The 17,504-nt window shown below is 66.0% G+C and carries 22 protein-coding genes; 7 read left to right on the forward strand and 15 right to left on the reverse strand.

The features are described 5' to 3' along the window. Nucleotides 1-170 precede the first annotated feature (170 nt). Nucleotides 171-2,180: a hypothetical protein gene (locus tag JNG39_RS05430; RefSeq protein ID WP_368310138.1), complete on the forward strand. Its 2,010-nt coding sequence runs from the start codon at nucleotides 171-173 to the stop codon at nucleotides 2,178-2,180. A gap of 70 nt (nucleotides 2,181-2,250) precedes the next feature. On the opposite strand, the gene JNG39_RS05435 is transcribed toward JNG39_RS05430, so the two are convergent. The 5 genes from JNG39_RS05435 to JNG39_RS05455 form a co-directional block, all read right to left on the reverse strand. Continuing rightward, a complete protein-coding gene (locus JNG39_RS05435) occupies nucleotides 2,251-3,063 on the reverse strand; it encodes a DUF5694 domain-containing protein (RefSeq protein ID WP_368310139.1) in 813 nt (270 codons plus the stop codon). A gap of 73 nt (nucleotides 3,064-3,136) precedes the next feature. After that, complete coding sequence (locus JNG39_RS05440) at nucleotides 3,137-3,706, reverse strand: SAM-dependent methyltransferase (protein WP_368310140.1); 570 nt, start codon at nucleotides 3,704-3,706, stop codon at nucleotides 3,137-3,139. Then, complete coding sequence (locus tag JNG39_RS05445) at nucleotides 3,699-4,421, reverse strand: PIG-L deacetylase family protein (protein ID WP_368310141.1); 723 nt, start codon at nucleotides 4,419-4,421, stop codon at nucleotides 3,699-3,701. The genes JNG39_RS05440 and JNG39_RS05445 overlap by 8 nt, the downstream gene beginning before the upstream one ends. Then, the gene (locus JNG39_RS05450) at nucleotides 4,418-5,560 is read right to left on the reverse strand and encodes an acyl-CoA dehydrogenase family protein (protein ID WP_368310142.1); all 1,143 of its coding nucleotides are present in this window, start codon (nucleotides 5,558-5,560) and stop codon (nucleotides 4,418-4,420) included. Before JNG39_RS05450 ends, JNG39_RS05445 begins: the two co-directional genes overlap by 4 nt. Beyond that, nucleotides 5,557-6,681 (reverse strand): glycosyltransferase family 2 protein, encoded by a 1,125-nt coding sequence (locus JNG39_RS05455; RefSeq protein WP_368310143.1) that lies wholly within the window; start codon nucleotides 6,679-6,681, stop codon nucleotides 5,557-5,559. Before JNG39_RS05455 ends, JNG39_RS05450 begins: the two co-directional genes overlap by 4 nt. Nucleotides 6,682-6,820: 139 nt before the next feature. On the opposite strand from JNG39_RS05455, the gene JNG39_RS05460 reads away from it, so the two are divergent. Both JNG39_RS05460 and JNG39_RS05465 read left to right on the forward strand, forming a co-directional pair. Next, nucleotides 6,821-7,255 carry a nuclear transport factor 2 family protein gene (locus tag JNG39_RS05460; protein WP_368310144.1) on the forward strand — a complete coding sequence of 145 codons (435 nt, stop codon included), beginning with the start codon at nucleotides 6,821-6,823 and terminating at the stop codon, nucleotides 7,253-7,255. Between the two features lie 49 nt (nucleotides 7,256-7,304). Next, on the forward strand, nucleotides 7,305-8,036 hold the full coding sequence (locus JNG39_RS05465; protein WP_368310145.1) for an alpha/beta hydrolase: 732 nt from the start codon (nucleotides 7,305-7,307) through the stop codon (nucleotides 8,034-8,036). 118 nt (nucleotides 8,037-8,154) lie between these two features. Here the strand turns inward: JNG39_RS05465 and JNG39_RS05470 are convergent, their stop codons facing one another. After that, the gene (locus JNG39_RS05470; RefSeq protein WP_368310146.1) at nucleotides 8,155-8,676 is read right to left on the reverse strand and encodes a hypothetical protein; all 522 of its coding nucleotides are present in this window, start codon (nucleotides 8,674-8,676) and stop codon (nucleotides 8,155-8,157) included. A 4-nt stretch (nucleotides 8,677-8,680) separates the two neighbouring features. After that, complete coding sequence (locus JNG39_RS05475; protein WP_368310147.1) at nucleotides 8,681-8,830, reverse strand: hypothetical protein; 150 nt, start codon at nucleotides 8,828-8,830, stop codon at nucleotides 8,681-8,683. A 123-nt stretch (nucleotides 8,831-8,953) separates the two neighbouring features. Here JNG39_RS05475 and JNG39_RS05480 point away from each other — a divergent pair, with 123 nt between their 5' ends. The 4 genes from JNG39_RS05480 to JNG39_RS05495 all read left to right on the forward strand — a co-directional run bounded on the left by JNG39_RS05480 (nucleotide 8,954) and on the right by JNG39_RS05495 (nucleotide 11,582). Next, a complete protein-coding gene (locus JNG39_RS05480) occupies nucleotides 8,954-10,882 on the forward strand; it encodes a hypothetical protein (RefSeq protein WP_368310148.1) in 1,929 nt (642 codons plus the stop codon). 91 nt (nucleotides 10,883-10,973) lie between these two features. Beyond that, a complete protein-coding gene (locus tag JNG39_RS05485; RefSeq protein WP_368310149.1) occupies nucleotides 10,974-11,267 on the forward strand; it encodes a hypothetical protein in 294 nt (97 codons plus the stop codon). Between the two features lie 10 nt (nucleotides 11,268-11,277). Continuing rightward, nucleotides 11,278-11,418, forward strand: a complete 141-nt coding sequence (locus JNG39_RS05490; protein ID WP_368310150.1) for a hypothetical protein — start codon at nucleotides 11,278-11,280, stop codon at nucleotides 11,416-11,418. 8 nt (nucleotides 11,419-11,426) lie between these two features. After that, the gene (locus JNG39_RS05495) at nucleotides 11,427-11,582 is read left to right on the forward strand and encodes a hypothetical protein (RefSeq protein WP_368310151.1); all 156 of its coding nucleotides are present in this window, start codon (nucleotides 11,427-11,429) and stop codon (nucleotides 11,580-11,582) included. 83 nt (nucleotides 11,583-11,665) lie between these two features. Here JNG39_RS05495 and JNG39_RS05500 read toward each other — a convergent pair whose 3' ends face one another. Genes JNG39_RS05500 through JNG39_RS05535 form a run of 8 tightly spaced genes read right to left on the reverse strand, consistent with a single transcriptional unit; the run spans nucleotide 11,666 to nucleotide 17,489 of the window. Further along, a complete protein-coding gene (locus JNG39_RS05500; protein ID WP_368310152.1) occupies nucleotides 11,666-11,938 on the reverse strand; it encodes a cytochrome C oxidase subunit IV family protein in 273 nt (90 codons plus the stop codon). Then, the gene (locus JNG39_RS05505) at nucleotides 11,935-12,579 is read right to left on the reverse strand and encodes a cytochrome c oxidase subunit 3 family protein (RefSeq protein WP_368310153.1); all 645 of its coding nucleotides are present in this window, start codon (nucleotides 12,577-12,579) and stop codon (nucleotides 11,935-11,937) included. Before JNG39_RS05505 ends, JNG39_RS05500 begins: the two co-directional genes overlap by 4 nt. Further along, nucleotides 12,576-14,165: a cytochrome c oxidase subunit I gene (ctaD, locus tag JNG39_RS05510; RefSeq protein ID WP_368310154.1), complete on the reverse strand. Its 1,590-nt coding sequence runs from the start codon at nucleotides 14,163-14,165 to the stop codon at nucleotides 12,576-12,578. Before ctaD ends, JNG39_RS05505 begins: the two co-directional genes overlap by 4 nt. After that, the gene (gene coxB, locus JNG39_RS05515; protein WP_368310155.1) at nucleotides 14,152-15,090 is read right to left on the reverse strand and encodes a cytochrome c oxidase subunit II; all 939 of its coding nucleotides are present in this window, start codon (nucleotides 15,088-15,090) and stop codon (nucleotides 14,152-14,154) included. The genes ctaD and coxB overlap by 14 nt, the downstream gene beginning before the upstream one ends. Continuing rightward, nucleotides 15,087-15,860 carry an SCO family protein gene (locus JNG39_RS05520; RefSeq protein WP_368310156.1) on the reverse strand — a complete coding sequence of 258 codons (774 nt, stop codon included), beginning with the start codon at nucleotides 15,858-15,860 and terminating at the stop codon, nucleotides 15,087-15,089. Before JNG39_RS05520 ends, coxB begins: the two co-directional genes overlap by 4 nt. Further along, nucleotides 15,857-16,165 carry a hypothetical protein gene (locus JNG39_RS05525; protein WP_368310157.1) on the reverse strand — a complete coding sequence of 103 codons (309 nt, stop codon included), beginning with the start codon at nucleotides 16,163-16,165 and terminating at the stop codon, nucleotides 15,857-15,859. The genes JNG39_RS05520 and JNG39_RS05525 overlap by 4 nt, the downstream gene beginning before the upstream one ends. After that, nucleotides 16,162-16,962, reverse strand: a complete 801-nt coding sequence (locus tag JNG39_RS05530; RefSeq protein ID WP_368310158.1) for a hypothetical protein — start codon at nucleotides 16,960-16,962, stop codon at nucleotides 16,162-16,164. Before JNG39_RS05530 ends, JNG39_RS05525 begins: the two co-directional genes overlap by 4 nt. Then, nucleotides 16,959-17,489 (reverse strand): cytochrome c, encoded by a 531-nt coding sequence (locus tag JNG39_RS05535; protein ID WP_368310159.1) that lies wholly within the window; start codon nucleotides 17,487-17,489, stop codon nucleotides 16,959-16,961. The genes JNG39_RS05530 and JNG39_RS05535 overlap by 4 nt, the downstream gene beginning before the upstream one ends. Nucleotides 17,490-17,504 lie beyond the last annotated feature (15 nt).

Below are 17,504 nucleotides of genomic sequence, written 5' to 3' on the forward strand. Positions count from 1 at the left end.
GCTGGCTCGGTCGTTCTTCCGCTAACCCGCACACGCGCTTTTCAATGAATCTGCAGATAACGTGCATGGATGGACTACGTCTTCCGTAGGGTGGATGGACGCACCCGTGGAAGCTACGTTGGAGGAGGCCCGGCGTGGTGCCGGCGCGATATGACATAGGAGGTCATACCATGGCGGATGAATCGTCTCTACCCGTTCTTCGCATCATTACCACGGAGCCTGGCCGATTGGGGGTCAGGGATGTTTCGGTGGACCCGGAAGACCGACTCGTCATGTGGATCGGTCCCTTGCACAGGGTGCCGGAAGGAACGCTGCTTTCGGTATTCATCAACGATATCGAAGTGCCCGTGGACATCGAGAACGTGCCGGCCACACCCGATACGCCGCAGCAGGTGATCATCAGCGGGATAAGGGTGCAGGTTTTCGAGCGGATTCCCGATGGACCGTTCACCGCCCGCTACACCTGGAAGTATCCGGACGGTACCGAGGCAACCTCGCCAACGGCCGACTATAGTCTCAAGCGCACCGTGCCGGGCAATCCCGGCGAACCCATTGGTGCGCGTACCAACGCCGGCTTGCAGCCGCTGGCGTACTCGCCCCGTTTGATCAGCCCGGATAGTTCACAGGTGAGTTTCGTCTATGGCCCTTGGGAAAACGCCTCCGCCGGTGATCAGGCGGAGCTGATGTTGAACGGTAAGACCATCAAGATCGAGCCTATCCTGGCTGGGCAGTTCGAGAAGTCCTTTCGAGTATCGCTCGACAGGGAAAGGCTCGTCGCCATCGGCACTGGCATGGTGGAGGCCACGTGGTCGGTCCGGGACGACCACGGCAACTGGTCGCTTTATGCACCCACGGTGACGATTCCGCTGGCCATCGAAGACGAGTCGCTACCTCCCGCGCCGAACCTGCTCAAGCCCGGGTCGTCGGCGGATGAACCGGATATCTTCGAACAGGGCTCGACCATCGAAATCGACAAGTTTTCTGATGCGAAAGAAGTGGTCGTCAGCGTCGCGGCGCCCGCGTCCTGGGTGCAGAAACTTCGTGATCTCCTGGGCATCACCTTGTTCTGGCACGGCATCGATGCTGACGGGACGGCATGGGAATTCGAGATCAGAAAAGATGTTCGCTCCATGATCATTCCGCGCTTCACCATTCCTTTCGATCGCTTCGTCCAACTCGGAAACGGAGGCAGGTTAGTGCTTTCCTGCGTACTCGAGGTGAAGCAGGGCGATGAGAAGGTGTTCGTCAAGTCGAACATCGCGGCATGGGAGATTTCAGGTGTCGTCGAGTCGACGATCGAGGCGTCCATGGCGCCCATCATCGCCCAGGCCGACGCGTACTCTCGTACCCTGAAGCTCATCGAGGAAATGCCGACGGTCACGGTGTCGACCGGAAGCGGATGGCTGGAAGGCGACATCATCGAGTTGGTGGTCAACGGCGACAGCGACAAGGCCCTGAGACAGGTGGTGGACGCGTCGGGTGCACGCCCGTTCGAGGTGGCCGAGGACATCTACGTGCCGACGGACCGCGAAGTCATCGCGTTGCAATACACCGTACGTCGCGGAGGAGCGAGGATGACCTCGTCGATGACGAGCTATACCTGGGAAGATCGGCGAGCCGTGCCGCTCGGGGAAGTGAAGATCGAGGATCCCGGCACGCCCATGGAGGTCGAATATGCTTCGAAGGATCCTATCAAGGTGCCTTCCGATGCGGGCATCGGGGACAAGATCGGGGAGATCGCCACGGATCACGACGGTAACAGGTTCCCGACGGTGATTCGAATCCTCGACTCGGTCTACGAAGGTGTGAGGAACCGCAGGGGACCGCAGCCTTCGTCCACGTCGGTGCTCTATGCCGTGGAAACCGTGCCTGGCCTGAGCTTGCGCCTCCAGCGTTGGCCGGGCGTCGATCCGGCGGAGCCGTCGGGGCCGAAGCCTCACAAACGTGGATGGCCGACGACGGGCGGTAACTTCGGCAAGACGCATCCCTACAAGATCGAATTCATCAAAACGGGAGAGCTGAAACTGCCGTTCGTGCTGAAAGCCGGGGCCCTGATGGACTACGAGATGGGTGCCAACCATAACTTCGGCACGCCGTCCCATGTCGATGCGACGGACGGCGTAGGGAGATCCAAGGTCGTCGAACATCACGTACTGATGAACGATCTGGCGTTCGAGTAGCACCGTTGCTACCGAGGTGCCGGGTGCGGAATCGACGCCGCACCCGGTCTCGCACACTACCCGACGAGGGCTACTTCGATGTCAGGTAGGTCGACGGTTCCACCAACGTGAACCGCCCCGATTCGGTCGCGTCCTTGCGCAGGTAGGTCAAGTGGCCCGCGCCGTATACGACGAAGATCCGATCGCTCGGTGACGTTGCGAGATCGCTGATATGGTTGAAGATGCGCAGGTTGCGCGCATACCACTGTCCCACCCAGGCGGCGCCCGGATTCATGGTGTCGTCGCCGATCTGCGCCAGGTCGAAGTAGAGTTTCGCATCGGTGGCCATGTACGACGGCGAGTTCAACTGCAGGAACCACTCGGTGACGCTGTGCGAGCGGCGGAAGCCAGCCTCGTCGCCGACCCAAGCCTTCACCTGGGCCAGATAGGTGTCGTATTGCGCCTGTCGGCCATGGGTCTTGGCCCAGGCGATGAAGTCGTAGTCTTCGTCTTTGCCGGGAGCGTCCTCGTTCCAATCGACGGCGTCCACGCGCTTCAGTCCCAACTTCTTCGCCAGGCGCAGGCCGATCTGGTCGCGTTCGTCGGCCGTCAGCTCGTAGGTACCGGCGAGATAGGCCGCATAGCGTTCGTCCAGCTTGGCCTGTTTGCTGGCGGCCCACTCGACGGCGACATGGGTCGGCCTGAAGGCGGCGAGTCGATCGACCATGTCGACGATTTCCGCCTGGCGTTTCGGCGCCAGCACGTTTTCCACCGTGGTGTTGACGAGGTCGTGTCCCGGGTTGTCCAGATGGGCCGATCCGAGGATCAGCAGTTGGGGACGGTCGGTGGCATGGGCCGTGGCGGCCAGAAGAAAGGCGAAAAGGGCGACTAGCGTCGGTTTCACGTGGTGCTCCCTGGGTTGGCGTGCGGGTGGGATGCACCGGAAGCGGAATGGGTTGAAAGCGGCGAAGGGGCGGTTACGGCGAGGCGGTCAGGCGTTCGATGCGGTATTCGGGCAGGCGTTCGTGCATGTCGACCGCGTGCGACGCGCAGTGGGCGATGAAGCATTCCACGGCCTCGTCGCCGCGGAGCGGGTAATCCGTCTCGCCCGTCCAATGCACGAGCACGATATCGGCCTTCGGGGCGAAGCATGCGATTCGTCCGGCGAGCGTCGCGATCGCATCGGGTTGCAGGTAGTAAAGGATTTCCGAAAGCACCACCGCGTCGTAGTCGCCGTTCCATTCGCCGCCGGGAAGGAGCGCTTGGACGAAACGGATGTTCGGCAGCGCTTCGCAGGTCTTTCGGGCTGCCTCGAGCGCAATGGGCGACACGTCCACCGCTGTCACCCGCTCCGCGCGCAACGCGAGGTGGCGGGTCAGCTCGCCGATCGAGCAGCCCAACTCCAGCAGGTGCGAATAGCGCGCGCGAGGCAATGCGTCGAGGGTTCGCGCGTATTTTCGTTGTTCGTAGCGGCTCGTCCGGAAGTGCCAGGGATCCGGGTTCGCCTCGTACAAGGCATCGAAGTAGGCGCGGCCGAAATCATTCATGGATGCGGATGAGCACCTCGTGGGGCTGGCAGAGGCGTTCGACCATCTGCCGGGGCAAGGTGAAGGCTTCTTCGGCATCATCGATGACGAGGCCATGTTGCGAGCGATGCGCCGCGATGGCGCTGCGCTTGGCGTCCAGGCGGGCCGACACGTCCAGGCGCACGCCCGAAAGGCTCTCGTCCGCCGGCGTGTCCGACATCCATGTCCATACCGGGTAGGTCCACAACGTCGCGCCCGTCTTGCGGCTGGCTTCGCGGGCCCACGCGAAGGATTGGCGGTGATCGGGGTGCGGATCGGTATCGGAAGTGACGCAAACGATGGTGTCCGGCGTCATGCATGCCGCCAGTGCCTCGACGGCCTCCCAGGGGCGAGGCAGGGTCGAGAGTCCCCCATCGGGGAGGTCGAGAAAATGGGCGGCGTTCCGGCCGGGTGCGAGGATATCCACCGCCCGCGTGGCTTCTTCGCGACGTACCCGGGCCAACACGGCGGGCGGGTGGGTGGGAGAGCCGCGATGCGAACCTTCGCCGCTGGTCACGAATACCACGTCGACCGCGCGGCCCAGCGCGGCGGCCGACGCGATGAGGCCACCCATGCCCAGGCTCTCATCGTCGGGATGGGGTGCGATCACCAGCAGCGACTTGCGGCCGAGCCACGACGCGACGTCGACGAGGGGGAAGCCGGCGAATACGTCGGCGTGGGAGCGGGGAGGTGTCATGTCGCCCAGCATTCCAGCAGCGGGAGACCTTTCGCAAGCACGCGGCCGGCGACGCCGTCGCGGATGGCGTCGGGCACGGGTTGGCGCAGGTAGGTGGCCAGGTCGCGCACGATGCGCTCGACGGGATCGCCCGTCATCATCGACCGCAGGCCGAGCGAACGCTGTGCGAGGTCGATGATCTCCATGCTCGCGCGTTCGACCGTAAGGCGCGCCATGCCGACGTAGGCGATGGCGTCGTCGATATCGACATCGACGGTTTCGGCCCGCTTCGCCGCGCCCCAGGTCCATAGGCGAGCGGTTTCGACGAGCATCGCGGCATCCGCCAGCCGTGCGCGTTGATGCGGATCGCCATCGCGCCGGGTAGCGGACAGCGACTCGCGCATGAGGTCGACCAGGGCCGCGGCCGCACCGAGTTGCGCGGCGACGAAGCGCCACGCGCCCGCGGAAAACGCGGGCTGGCGATGGTAGTCGTCGTGTTCGCCGAACAGGTCCTCGCGGCGTACCTCGACGCCGTCGAAATCCACGGTGCCCGTCATGGTGGCGCGCATGCCATGGACCTTCCACCCGGAGAGATCGACCCGGGCGTCCGACACGTCGGGCCAGGCCATCAACAATTCGCCGTCGCGCTCGGCCGTGACCAGGGGGCGGCGCAGGTCGCCCGCGCCCGAGCAGTAGATCTTCCGCCCACGCAACACCATGCGTGAGCCGTCATCCACCAGCCGCAGGGGACCGTCGGGCGACGGGGCGTTCCAGACGCCCATCACGCCACCCCCGTCCACGTAGTCCACCAGCCGGTTGCGCTGCACTTCGTCGCCATGGGCCCATAGCAGCGCGAAGGCATTCACGTGCCCTTCGTACAGGCGGGCCAGCGATAGGTGGGCGCCGCCGATGCCCGTGAGGATGTCGAAGAGCATGGGCGTGCCCGAGGGAATCCAACCGAGTCCTTCGCCGCCCTTCGTCGGCGGCAGCACGGCCGCCAGGAGTCCGGCCCTGCGCAGCAGGTCCATGCCCCCGGACGGATAAGTCCCCTTGGCATCGTCCTCGGCGGCGAACTCGCGGAGGCGTGGCAACACGACCTCGGCGAGGGCGCGCTGGGCGTGGCCGAGGACCTGAGATCGGCGCAATCGATGGAGGGTCATGCAGCGACCTCGCGTCGGCTGGACGCTTCGGCCGTGCGCCGCAGCCAATCGCGCGCCAGGTCGATCTGAGACGGCAAAGCGGCCGGGGACAGCGGCCGACGCGCCAGGGCGGATACGTTCGCCTCGATCCACTGCCAGGCCCGTTCGAAATGGATACAGGGCTCGTCTGTGAGGCGGCCGGGGACGAGGCCCAGATGCACGGCCAGGTGATGGGGCGGCATGCCGGACTCGAAGACGGTGCGCGCCCTCGCGCGAAGGGAGGCCCGCACGACGAGACGATGCGCGGCCTCGAGCATCGGATCGCAACGTGCGTTCTGCCGACGAATACGGTATCGCAGCGTATCGGCCATGCCCCCACGGGCACGCCCGGCCAGGCGCGGCGAGGTGCCTACGCGGATGCGCGTGTCATGGCGTATGCGGGCGCCGTGGGCGGCGAGGGCCGCGACCAGGGCGCGGTCTTCGCCGCACGGCGGGGCGGGCAGGGACGGCAGGCGGCGCAGCGCGTCCGCGCGGAATCCGAGCGAGGCCCCGGAGCGCGTGCGATGGTTGGGCCAGGGGTCATGATCCAGCGGATCGCAACAGGCCTCGATCTCGTCGAGCAAGGCGCCGTAGGTTGCTTCGAGCCGTTGCCGCTCGATCAGATGTGCCGGAAGGGCCAGCCGCTCATCATCACGAATGTCCACGTCCCCGGCCACGACGTCGCCGTGGTCGAGCGCGGCCAGATTCAGGGCGACCCAGTCGGGCCCGACCAGGGAGTCGGCATCGGTGGTCAGCACCGCGGGCGTTCCCCGTTCCAGGGCCATGCCGAGGGCCGCGGCACGTGCGCCCCCCGCGTGGTCGAGGCCCATGGGCAAGACGCACTCCACCATGCGCCAGGGGCGTCGCCAGTGGGAGAGCACGTCGAGTGCGCGGTGCCAGCTCGCGTCGGTGCAACCGTTGAGTACCAGGAGCAGTTCGAACCCGTCGGTCGGGAGCCGCTGGTCGTGCAGCGCGCCGAGGCACGAATGAATGCGCTCGGCCTCGTTGCGCACCGGTATGGCCACCGTGCAACGGGTAACGCGGGCCTGCGACGCATGGCCGACTTCCCTCGAGACGAGGGAGACGTGGACGGGGTGGGGCATGGATCCTCCGGGGCGGAACGCGCCATGCCAGTCTTGCCGGGTGCGTCGTGGAGATTTCGATGGCTGGGCGTGAGGGCATATGCACCGACGTGAACGGATCGCTAGTATCGGTCACCACATCCTGAGGGGGAGGAGGTCCATGATCACTCGTCTTTTCGTCGCCGCCGCCATCCTGACCGCCGGTCCCGTCCACGCCGCCGCGAAGGACGCCGACGTGCTGGCGCCGGTCCATGCCTTCTTCGACGGCATGGCGGCATTCGACCAGGCGGCAATGCGCGCCACCGTGCTGCCCGAGGGGAGCGTGGCGCTGTTGCGCAAGGGCAAGGTGGTGCGCCATACGCTGGGTGAGTTCATCGACGGCATCAAGCCAGGCAAGGATCGCATCGAGGAACGCATCTACGATCCGTTGGTGCGTGTGGACGACGATCTGGCCGTGGTGTGGACCCGGTACGACTTTCGCATCAACGGTGAAGTGAAGCATTGCGGTACGGACCTGATCCATCTCGTGAAGATGGAAGGGAAATGGGTGATCGCCGGTGTGGCCGACAACAGCCGGGATACCTGCTCGCGATGAGTTCGGCAACACCCCGGCAAACGTGCGGCAACCACGGGAGGCATGGCTCATGAGCAAGCGTTGGCTGGCGTACCTGGCATTACTCGGCTGGACGGGACTGTCGGCCGCTCAATCGGCCGTTCCGGTGACCTTACGTGCCGTCGACGGCGTCGAGGTGTCCGCGCTGTCATACGAGGCCGCGCATCCCCGCGCCTTGATCCTCCTGTTCCACCAGGCCGGTTCGGGCAAGGGCGAATACGCCACCATCGCTCCGCGGTTGGCGAAAGCGGGTTACAGCTCGCTTGCCGTCGACCAGCGATCCGGCGGCGGACTGTTCGGAACCAACCAGACCGCGGCAAAGCTCGGTCACGACGTGGGTTACCTCGATGCCAAGCCGGATCTCGTCGCCGCGCTGCGCTGGGCGGAAGGCAAGCACCTTCCCATCGTGCTTTGGGGAAGCAGCTATTCGTCGTCGCTCGTCTTCGTGGTGGCGGCAGAGAACCCCGGCAAGGTGGCTGCGGTGATGGCGTTTTCGCCGGGCGAGTATTTCGACGACAAGACGCTGATTCGTCGCGCTGCCGCGAAGGTGACCGTGCCCATCTACGTGACGTCGTCGAGCGAGAAAACGGAGGTGGACGCGGCACGGGACATCCTTGCCGCTTCGCCGTCCACGCGAAAGGTGCAGTACGTGCCGCCCCACGGCGTGCATGGGGCGTCGACGCTTATCGCGGGAAAGGATCCGCAGGGGGCTGACGAGAACTGGAATCAGGTGCTTGGCTTTCTCGGACAGCTTACGCCCTGAGGAAGGACGAGCCGTGTGATCGCCTCGCAACGACCGGTTCTCGTCGCGCTAGGTTCCTGCGTGCGCAGGAACGACTGGGCTCGCGCTGAAACAGCAGTGCAAGTTATCCGACGCGCCTTCAGCGATGGGGGTCGTGTCGCGTCTTCAGGCTGGGCCCTTCGCCGGGTGGCGGCAGGTTTTCTCCTCTGTTCTCGCTTCCACGCCGCGCCGCATCCACGGCGCGTTCCACGTCTACCGCATCGCCCCTCGGCGCCTCCGGCCAAACCCCGGGTGCCTCGGTCGCCATCGGCGACGAGGAAGCATCCACACGATGGGCGCCCGCCTGCTCGAGAAAGCTCCGAACATCCGAATCGCTCATGTCGCCCTCACCGGTGTCCAGTTCGAGCCAGGCGGCACCGAGCGTTTCGGGCCCGACCTCGTCCACGCGACGACCCGCAGGCCAGCCTTCGGTCGGCCGGCCCGCGCGATGACTTAGGCCCGACACGACGTTCGACGGCGCATTGTCGGTGCCCGCCGAGCCGCGTACGCCACCGTCGGTCACGGGGAACACGCGGGACTGCGGAAAGCCGCGTGCCACCAGCTGCTGCATGGCCGCCATGGCGCGGCCCTGATCGGGAAAATGAGCGATAAGATGGGTCACGGGCCTACTCCGGCGCCTTGGCGGGGACGAATGGCGACACCGGGTCGCTGGCCGGGAAGGTCTCTTCCAGGGCCTCGTCGTGATTGTCCTCGTGATGCTTCTTCTCGCGTTTTTCGTCGGCCTTCGTGGGTTGCTTCGGATCGGGTGCGTTCATGGATTTTCTCCTCCTCTCGTGAGACCACCATGCGACCTGGCGCGTAACGAAGCCCGCGAGACGGCGTGAACGACGTTTCACGGGTATCCTTGTCGCCGAAGACGTAGCTGTTGGAGTCACACGGTGTCGAGCGGTTCCGAATCGACCTTTTACCTGCCCCTGCGCGAGCGCTCCGCGCTTCGCTTCCTCGAAGAAGAACACGTGCCGGATCTCGGCGCGGAGCGGGCGGGACTGTTCGGTCTGTTGCTGCTGGCCCGGCAGCCCGACGTATCGACGAAGGCGTTGTCGCGCGCGGTATACGACGCCGAGCGAACGCTGGCGTCGCAGGAGCCGCGCATCGTGCGCCGTAGTCTCGTCGCCTTCTGTCCGCCGGATTCGCTCGTACCGGCCGAACTGGCGGCCTTGATGGAAGCGCGCGGCGTCGCCTTCGTCGCCGACGACACCTTCCAGGGCATGGCGTGGCGCGGTCCGGACGGCCTGCTTTCATCGGATTTCCAAAAGGCCTGCCAGGAGACCTTGCTCGATTACGCGCTGCCCGTGTTCGCCGGCCGGCGTGAACTGGACGATCCCATCCCGCGCAAGAGCGTGCATGCCACGACCGACCAGGTGCGCGCGTTGTCGGCCATCGTGGCCGACCTCGGCGATCGCTACGCCATCGAGGCCTACGCCGGCACGGGCAAAACGCACCTGACCTTCGCCCTGTTCGAGACCGGGCGTCGGTTCACCTACCTCACGCCGGGCACGGCGCAGCGCAAGGCATTCCACCAACGCGGGGGGAAGGGCGGCGACGCTGCCATCACGCTGGCGGAACTCGCCACGCGCATGGCCCGCTCGTTCGTGCGCGCCGCCGGCACGCGCTGGACGCGGGTGCCCAAGCGAGTGGAAGCCACACGGTCCGTCGCCGAGCAGGCGGCGATGATGGGCATCGAGTCGATCGGACGCGACACGCCCCAGGCCGTGCTGTCGCGCGCACTCGATGCCATCCGCCGCTGGTGCTACAGCGACGATCGCCGCATCGGTTACAAGCACTTCCAGTGGCCCGACAGCTTGCCGGTGGCCGAGCGCGCCGCCTACGTGGCCCGCGCCGTCGACGCCTGGGAAATCATGTTCTCGCTCGACGAGCGCCAGGATCGCTTCGGTTTTCCGGTGCGCATCTATCACATCGTGAAATGGCTCGACCTGGTCGGCGCCGAGATCCCCGAGCTCGGCACGTTGCTCATCGACGAAGTGCACGATCTCGCCGCTCCCTGGATGTCGCTATTACGCCGCTACGCGGGCGGCTACGTGCTCATGGGCGATCCGTACCAGCATATCGGCGGTGGCCGCGTGCAGCGTCCGCATGACGCCAAGCCGCTGGGGATGATGCAATCGGTGCGTGCGGGCGAGCAGGTGATGCCGCTGGTACGTTCGGTGCTCCGTCGGCACAGCGAGCCGCTGATGCCCGACGAGATCAGCGGTTCACGCGATCGCCTGACGCGTCATCACCTGTTCGGCGAGAAAGCCGCCGATCTTCCGCCGACGGGGCTGCGCGCCTACGGCAGCCTGTGGTCGATGCTGGAGCAGGCGCTTCGCCTGAAGGACGCCGGCGTACCCTATCGATTCGTGGAAGCGAGCGCGGGGCAACTGGTGAAGGCCACCCAGGATGCCATCCAGCTGCGCATGCACGGCGATCGTCCGAGGCACTACAGTCTGCAGGGATTTTCCACCTGGGAAGGGTTCGCGGCACAGATGGTGTCGTCGGGACATACCAAGGTCGTGCGGCTGTTCGAGCGCAACTTCGGCCACGGCAACCTGCAGGCGCTCATGATCGGCCAATCGCGTGGCGAGGGCGAGGTACTTACGCTGGGCCTGCTCGAAGACGCCAGAAACCTCGAATTCGGCACCGTCTACCTTTCCCCCTGCTGCTTCTCGCGCCCGCCGGGCAGCCGATTCCTCGAAGGGATGGATGCCGCCGTGAAGGCGATCTACCTCGCGATGACGCGCGTGCAGAACGAACTGTGGCTGCCCTACGACTGGGAAGACCGCCTGGCCGACCTGTCGCGACAGGGGTAAGCGCCGCGTCAAGACGTTGCGCCCATGTGGTCACGGCCGTGTGACTGACGGGAGGCCAGGATGGTCGTGTCATCCGGATCGAGGCCTTCCCATGAAACCGTTCATCGTCGCTGGCGTGCTGGCGCTCCTGGCTTGGCAAGCGCATGGCCAGAGCGCCGATACGCCGACCCACGTCACCAAGCAGACCGCGGGCAGTCATCCGCAGCGCGTGGAGGAAACGCCGCGTTCGCGGGCCCATGAGGCCAAGGAGCACTGGACGGACGGCATGAACACGAAGCGCTCCAACGACACGCGCGAGCGCGACGAATATGGCGCGCCGAAGGTGACGCCGCCCAAGGGGCAGGGCACCGATAACTCGGGCGGTCTGCCGAAGACGCACAAGTGAGGGCATGAGCATGAGTGAGGAAAAACGGGGTAACCCCCCGTCGCCGCGCGACTACGACCGCGACGTGGGCAATCGGGTGGAGAAGAAGCCGGAGCGCGATCGCGGCGGCGATTCGCCGCAGCAGACGCATGACGACGAAGACAACGGGTAGGAGGGTTTATGCAGGATCAGGTTCACAAGCCCCAATCGGGCGACCGCAATCAGAACGACGTGGACAAGGGTGACAAGGCCATTCACGAGAAACGCGATAAAGCCATCAAGGAGGGCGAGGAAAAGATGGACGACGCCTCGAAGCGCGATGAGGGCATTCGCTAACACCGTGCTCACGGCGCTGGATTTCTGCGTACGCAGGAGCCCAGCGCCGAGAATAAGGTACGCGCGAAGCGATCATTCGGCTTCTAGTGCGCCGCTACCGACACCCTCGACAAAAAGTCCCCCAGCGTCAGTGCCATCATGATCCCCACCCACGCCAAGCCGCAGACGAGCGCCAGGCGGGTCGACGGATGGCCTTGGCGCAAATTCATGAACACCATGACCACGATGCCCGCCTTTGCCGCCGCGATCGCCAGCGACGCGACTACGTTGAGTGCGCCCAGACGAAGCTCGGCCAGCCACACGCTCAGAAGAAGCAACGCCAGCAACGCGACGAACGCCCAGGCTTGCGTCTTCATGCGCGTCCCACCTGGTAGTAGAGCGGGAACACGAAAATCCAGACGATATCGACCAGGTGCCAGTAAAGCGTTCCCACTTCCAGCGGCGCGTGGTTTTCCGGAAGGAAGTCGCCGCGAAAGGCGAGCCGGGCCAGGATGCAGAGCAGCACCACCCCGATCAGCACATGCAGGGCATGAAAGCCGGTGGTGACGTAATACAGCACGAAGAAGAGCGCCTCGCGCGGTGCGTTATCGCCCACTTCGTCGTACCGGATGCCGGGAATCACGCCTGACAGGTAGTCGTGGCGATACTCGGCGCCGTGGATACCGAGGAACGCGACGCCCATCGTCGCGGTGAACAGCAAAAGCCATCCCGCCTCGCGGGGGCGTGACCGCTTCACGGCCTGCAACGCCCACGCCGCGGTGAAGCTGCTGGTCAACAGCACGCCCGTTTCGATGGCGCCCAGCGGCAGGTCGGTGTGTCGGCTGCCGGCCACGAAGGCGTCGGGCCAGAGCAAGCGCATCACCGTGTAGCCGGTGAACAGCACGCCGAAGAACAGGATCTCCGTGGCGAGAAAGGCCCACATGCCCAGTTGCGCGGCCTCGTGCTGCTGGGCGAGATCGTCGAAGGGCGACGCCGGTTCGGGCATCGTGGCGCTCATGGGTGCACGTAGGCGTAAGGGCCGTCGGTCACCACCGGCGGACGTTCGAAGTTGTGGGAAGGGGGCGGCGACGCCGTTTCCCACTCCAGGCCCTTGGCACCCCACGGATCGGGTCCGGCGCGCTCGCCGAAACGCATCGACCACAACAGGTAACCCACGGGCAAGAGGTAGGACGCGGCCAGCAACACGGCGCCGGCGGACGACAGTACGTTGAGCAGCGCGTACTCGTCGGGGTAGCGGTAGTAACGCCGCGGCATGCCTTCGGCTCCGGCCAGGAACTGGGGGAAAAAGGTCAGGTTGAAGCCGAGGAACATGAGGATGGCGGCGAAGCGCGCCCAGCCTTCCGAGTACAGGCGCCCGGTAATCTTCGGCCACCAGAAATGGATGCCGCCCAGGTACGCCATGACCGCTCCGCCGACCATGATGTAATGGAAATGCGCCACCACGAAGTACGTATCGGTGAGGTTCACGTCCAGCGCCGTGGCGGCGAGGAACAGCCCCGTGAGGCCGCCCAGCATGAACAGGCCGACGAAGCCGAGCGCGTAGATCATCGGCGCGCCGAAGGTGATGTCGCCTTTGTAGAGCGTCGCCGTCCAGTTGAATACCTTGATCGCCGAGGGCACGGCGATGATGAAGCTCAGGATCGAGAAAACGATACTGGCGTACATCGACTGCCCGGCCACGAACATGTGGTGGCCCCAGACCAGGAAACCGACCACGGCGATGCCGATGATCGAGTACACCATGAAGCGATAGCCGAAGATCTTCCGGCGCACGCTGGCCGTGATGAGTTCGCTCACCACGCCCATGGAGGGCAATACCATGATGTAGACGGCCGGGTGGGAGTAGAACCAGAAGAAATGCTGGAAGAGCAGCGGATCGCCGCCGAGGGAGGGGTCGAAGATGCCCACGCCGGTCAGCCGCTCGATGGCCAGCAGCGAAAGCGTCATCGCCAGAACCGGCGTGGCGAGCATCATCACCAGCGATACGCCGTACATCGACCACACGAACAGGGGCAGGCGGAGCCAGGTCATGCCTTCCGTGCGCAGGGTGTGGATGGTGACGATGAAGTTGAGCCCGGTGAGGATCGACGAGAAGCCGACGATGAACACGCCCACCACGGCCAGCACCACGTGCGTGTTGGAAAACAGGGTGGAGAACGGCGTGTAGAACGTCCACCCGGTATCCACGCCGCCTAGGAGGAGGCAGGTCACGGTGAACAATCCGCCGAGCAGGTAGAGGTACCAGCTGAACAGGTTCAGACGGGGGAAGGCGACGTCGCGTGCGCCGATCATGAGCGGCAGAAGGAAGTTGCCCAGCGTGTTGGGTATGGACGGGATCAGGAAGAACCACACCATCACCACGCCATGAAAAGTAAAGGTCTTGTTGTACGTGTCGGCGCTCATGAGGTCGCCATGGGGTGTCGCCAGTTCCAGGCGGATCAACGCCGCGGCAATGCCGCCGAGGAAGAAGAAAAAGGTGATCGCCACCGCGTAGAGGATGGCGATGCGCTTGTGGTCGTGCGTGGTCAGCCAGGAGGCCAGGGTCGACCCTTCGGTGAGGTAGCTGGACTCAGCGCGGTGCATGGGGCGACTCCCGTTCGGTGCCACGGATCTTCAGGTAGGCGATCAGCGCGAGGATGTCGGCTTCGTCGATGCGATCTTTGTAGCTGGGCATGATGGGTGCATAGCCGGCGGCCACTTCCTCGGCGGGGAGCACGATCGAATCGTGCAGGTAACGTTCGTCGGCGGTGACCTGGCGGCCGTCGGCAAGCGGCACGGTGCTGCCGTAGAGGCCCTCCAGGCGCGGCGCATGCACGGACGAGCCGGCATCGTGGCAGCCGGCGCAGCCATAGCGGGTGAAGAGCGTCCGGCCGCGCTCGGCGAGGGAGCCGCTGGCGTGCGCCGCGAGCCAGCGGGCATGGGCGGCGGGGGTTTCCACCACCACGCTGCCACCCATGCGGGAATGGTCGGTGCCGCAGTATTCGGCGCAGAACAGGTCGTAGGTGCCCGGGCGCGTGGCGGTGAACCACAGGTCGGTGTAACGGCCGGGCAGGATGTCCTGCTTGACGCGGAAGGCCGGTACGGAGAGATCATGGATCACGTCCTGCGAGGTCATCACCAGCCGCACGGGATGCCCGGTGGCGACGTGCAGCGTATTGATCTCCCGCTGGCCACCGGGATGCTGGAACTCCCACATCCATTGCTTGCCAACCACGTAGATCGTCTCGGCGTCGGCGGGCGGCGTGCGCATGTCGATCCACAGGTGAATGCTCCACGCGAAAATGCCGACGAACAGAGCGAAGGGGATGAGCGTCCAGGTCAGCTCGATGCCGAGGTCGCGATGCGATTCGCCGCTGCGGTCGACGTTGCGGCCGCGGCGGAAGCGCACGGCGAACACGGTCATGGTCACGAAGACCGCCAGCATCACCACGGCGCTCAGCACGAGCATCGCGAAGAACAGGCCGTCGACGCGACCGGCAAAGCTGGAGGCTTCGGGTAATCCGCTCATCGGGCCTTCCTGCGGAGGCGAAGCCAGCCGGCGATCATCAGCAGTACGAACGCGCAACCCAGTACCATCATGATCCGCGAGACCAGCAGGCTATAGCGTCCGGTGGCCGGATCGTAGCCGCAGCACAGCAGCACCAGACGGTCGATGACGCCGCCCAGCCGCCCCTGCGATGCCTCGACGAGGGCCAGCCGCAGCGCGCCGGGATCGAACGAGACGCCGAAGAAATATCGCGAAACGTGCCCGTCGGGCGTGACTACGAGCAGACCCGCCGGGTGGGCGTATTGGCCGTTGCGCGGATCGAGGAAGTAGCGGAAGCCCGCGGCGGCCGCGAGCGCGGGCGTGGCGTTCGAGGCCTCGGCGAAGGTCCAGCCTTCGGCGTGGGCCCCCGGCTCCATGCGCGCGATCATCGCACGGGCGTCGGCGGCTTCGGTGCCAGTTTCGCGCGGGTCGACGCCAGCGAAGACGATGCCGTAATCCTTCCCCGGCACGAGCGGCATCGTGGCGGCGGCACGGGCGATCCCGTGCAGCGTCAGGTCGCAGAGGTTGGGACAGCGGTAATAGCCGAAGGCGAGCACGAGCGGCTTGCCGTCGGCGATCTCCGCGAGGGTACGCGTGACTCCGTGATCGTCGGTCAGTCGGGTCCGCGTGGGTAGCATGGCGCCCACGTGCTGGTCGAACCCGGCGCGCCGGTCCAGGTCGGGCGGCGGCGGTACCGCGGCCATGAGCAGCGGCAGAACGATGATCAGTAAGACGAGGCGAAACACCTTCATCGCGCCGCTTCCTTTGCCATGATGTCCATGGCACGGCGCACGGGAATGTGCGCGCTCCGGTGGTCCGCGCCATTCCAACCATAGGCGTCGGCCTCGCGTGCCGCCGCCCGATACCCGGCGAGGTTGCGCGAGGGGTGATCCTGCAGGCGTGGGGGCCCCGGCAGGTGGGCGAGCGGATGGGGCTTGAGCGAGTCGCCTCCCCAGATGGCCCAGCACAGCGCCGCGGTAACGATGGCTCCGGCAGCGACCGCGAGCCCGATCCCCGCGAGTCGGCGCAGGGCGATGGCCTGCGGTTCGTGGCTCATGGGAGCACCATCCAGGCGAGATGGCAGGCCTCGCCCAAGGCGACGGATACGGCGGCAGCACGCAGCACGCCTACGCGACGGCGGGCCTGGCGGGCGACGAGCAGGGCGAAGGGCGCGGCCAGGTGTAGCAGGGCTGCCGCCAGGGCCAGCGTGGCGAAAGGGCCGCGCACGCGCGGCAGGTACCAACCGGTCTCGTAGGGCTGGTCGGCGATCCACGCCGTGAGGTAGTCCACGCCTGCGAGGTATGCCCAACCGAGGCAGGCGGCGAGGAGCAGGGCACCGAGGTCCGCACGCACGTCCGGTGACGCTTTCGTCGCGGCGAACCATGTGGCGATCGAAAGGGCCAAAGAGAGCTGCATGCAGGCGAACGTGAGGCCGAGTGCCGACGAGCGCCAGGCGGGAGCCAGCGAGGCGATCCAGTCGGTGGAAAACACGCCGCACGCGAGGAGCCAGAGGACGAGGACGAGCGCGGGAAGGCGCCGGGCGAGCCATGCGCCGACCGCCCAGATCGCGATGCAGGCCAGCGTGCGCACGGCGAGGAACGTTCGATCGAAGTACCAGTGGCGCTGGGGTTCCACGGGCGTGTCGATCCATGGCAGCACGGTGCCGGCGGCGACAAGGAACGCGACGGCGCCGAGTGCGGCGAGCGGAAGCAACCACGGCAGTTTCCCCAGCGTGGCCTGCGATGCCTGCCCCCATGCACCGCCGGTCAAACGGTGGATCGCCCGCCATGCGACGGCACCTCCCGTCATGGCGATCACGAGCAACCAGGCGAACAGCGACAAGCGAGCCATCATCGGGCCGCTCCCGGCAATGCGCGCAGCCGGGCCAGGTCTTCCGGCTGGAGACGATCCGCCGGTACGTCGCGGCTGAGCTGCAGCGCACGGATGTACGCGACGATGGCGCGTCGGTCGGTGGGCGATACGCGATCCCGGTACGGATACATCACGCCCCAGCCGTCGGTGATCACGTCGTAGAGGTGATCGTCGCCGGCCTGGCGAAGGCGCGGTTCGTGGTAGCTCGGTGGCGCGGGAAACCCGCGTCTCACCACCATGCCGTCACCGTCACCGGTCGCACCGTGGCAAGGTGCGCAGAAGATCGTGTAACGCTGCCGGCCGCGTTCCAGCAGGGCCATCGTGATCGGCGGCACGGGAGCGCGGGATGTCGTTGCGTCGATCGGTACCGAGCCCTGGGGCGGCAGTCGCGCGGCGACGTGGTCGGCGAACAGCGGGGCCTCCGCGCCGCGCTTATAGCGCGGCTGGTCGTACATGTCGTGGACGCTGCGTTCGCAGCCCGACAGCATGAGGATCGAGGCCAGCCCCACCGCCGATACGATCGG

Source organism: Luteibacter sp. CQ10, from assembly GCF_040900725.1.
Lineage (GTDB): Bacteria > Pseudomonadota > Gammaproteobacteria > Xanthomonadales > Rhodanobacteraceae > Luteibacter.

Coding starts and splice junctions, on each gene's coding strand:
- JNG39_RS05430 (WP_368310138.1), top strand. CDS start 171: ATGGCGGATGAATCGTCTCTACCCGTTCTTCGCATCATTACCACGGAG.
- JNG39_RS05440 (WP_368310140.1), bottom strand. CDS start 3,706: ATGAATGATTTCGGCCGCGCCTACTTCGATGCCTTGTACGAGGCGAAC.
- JNG39_RS05445 (WP_368310141.1), bottom strand. CDS start 4,421: ATGACACCTCCCCGCTCCCACGCCGACGTATTCGCCGGCTTCCCCCTC.
- JNG39_RS05450 (WP_368310142.1), bottom strand. CDS start 5,560: ATGACCCTCCATCGATTGCGCCGATCTCAGGTCCTCGGCCACGCCCAG.
- JNG39_RS05455 (WP_368310143.1), bottom strand. CDS start 6,681: ATGCCCCACCCCGTCCACGTCTCCCTCGTCTCGAGGGAAGTCGGCCAT.
- JNG39_RS05460 (WP_368310144.1), top strand. CDS start 6,821: ATGATCACTCGTCTTTTCGTCGCCGCCGCCATCCTGACCGCCGGTCCC.
- JNG39_RS05465 (WP_368310145.1), top strand. CDS start 7,305: ATGAGCAAGCGTTGGCTGGCGTACCTGGCATTACTCGGCTGGACGGGA.
- JNG39_RS05475 (WP_368310147.1), bottom strand. CDS start 8,830: ATGAACGCACCCGATCCGAAGCAACCCACGAAGGCCGACGAAAAACGC.
- JNG39_RS05485 (WP_368310149.1), top strand. CDS start 10,974: ATGAAACCGTTCATCGTCGCTGGCGTGCTGGCGCTCCTGGCTTGGCAA.
- JNG39_RS05490 (WP_368310150.1), top strand. CDS start 11,278: ATGAGTGAGGAAAAACGGGGTAACCCCCCGTCGCCGCGCGACTACGAC.
- JNG39_RS05495 (WP_368310151.1), top strand. CDS start 11,427: ATGCAGGATCAGGTTCACAAGCCCCAATCGGGCGACCGCAATCAGAAC.
- JNG39_RS05500 (WP_368310152.1), bottom strand. CDS start 11,938: ATGAAGACGCAAGCCTGGGCGTTCGTCGCGTTGCTGGCGTTGCTTCTT.
- JNG39_RS05505 (WP_368310153.1), bottom strand. CDS start 12,579: ATGAGCGCCACGATGCCCGAACCGGCGTCGCCCTTCGACGATCTCGCC.
- ctaD (WP_368310154.1), bottom strand. CDS start 14,165: ATGCACCGCGCTGAGTCCAGCTACCTCACCGAAGGGTCGACCCTGGCC.
- coxB (WP_368310155.1), bottom strand. CDS start 15,090: ATGAGCGGATTACCCGAAGCCTCCAGCTTTGCCGGTCGCGTCGACGGC.
- JNG39_RS05520 (WP_368310156.1), bottom strand. CDS start 15,860: ATGAAGGTGTTTCGCCTCGTCTTACTGATCATCGTTCTGCCGCTGCTC.
- JNG39_RS05525 (WP_368310157.1), bottom strand. CDS start 16,165: ATGAGCCACGAACCGCAGGCCATCGCCCTGCGCCGACTCGCGGGGATC.
- JNG39_RS05530 (WP_368310158.1), bottom strand. CDS start 16,962: ATGATGGCTCGCTTGTCGCTGTTCGCCTGGTTGCTCGTGATCGCCATG.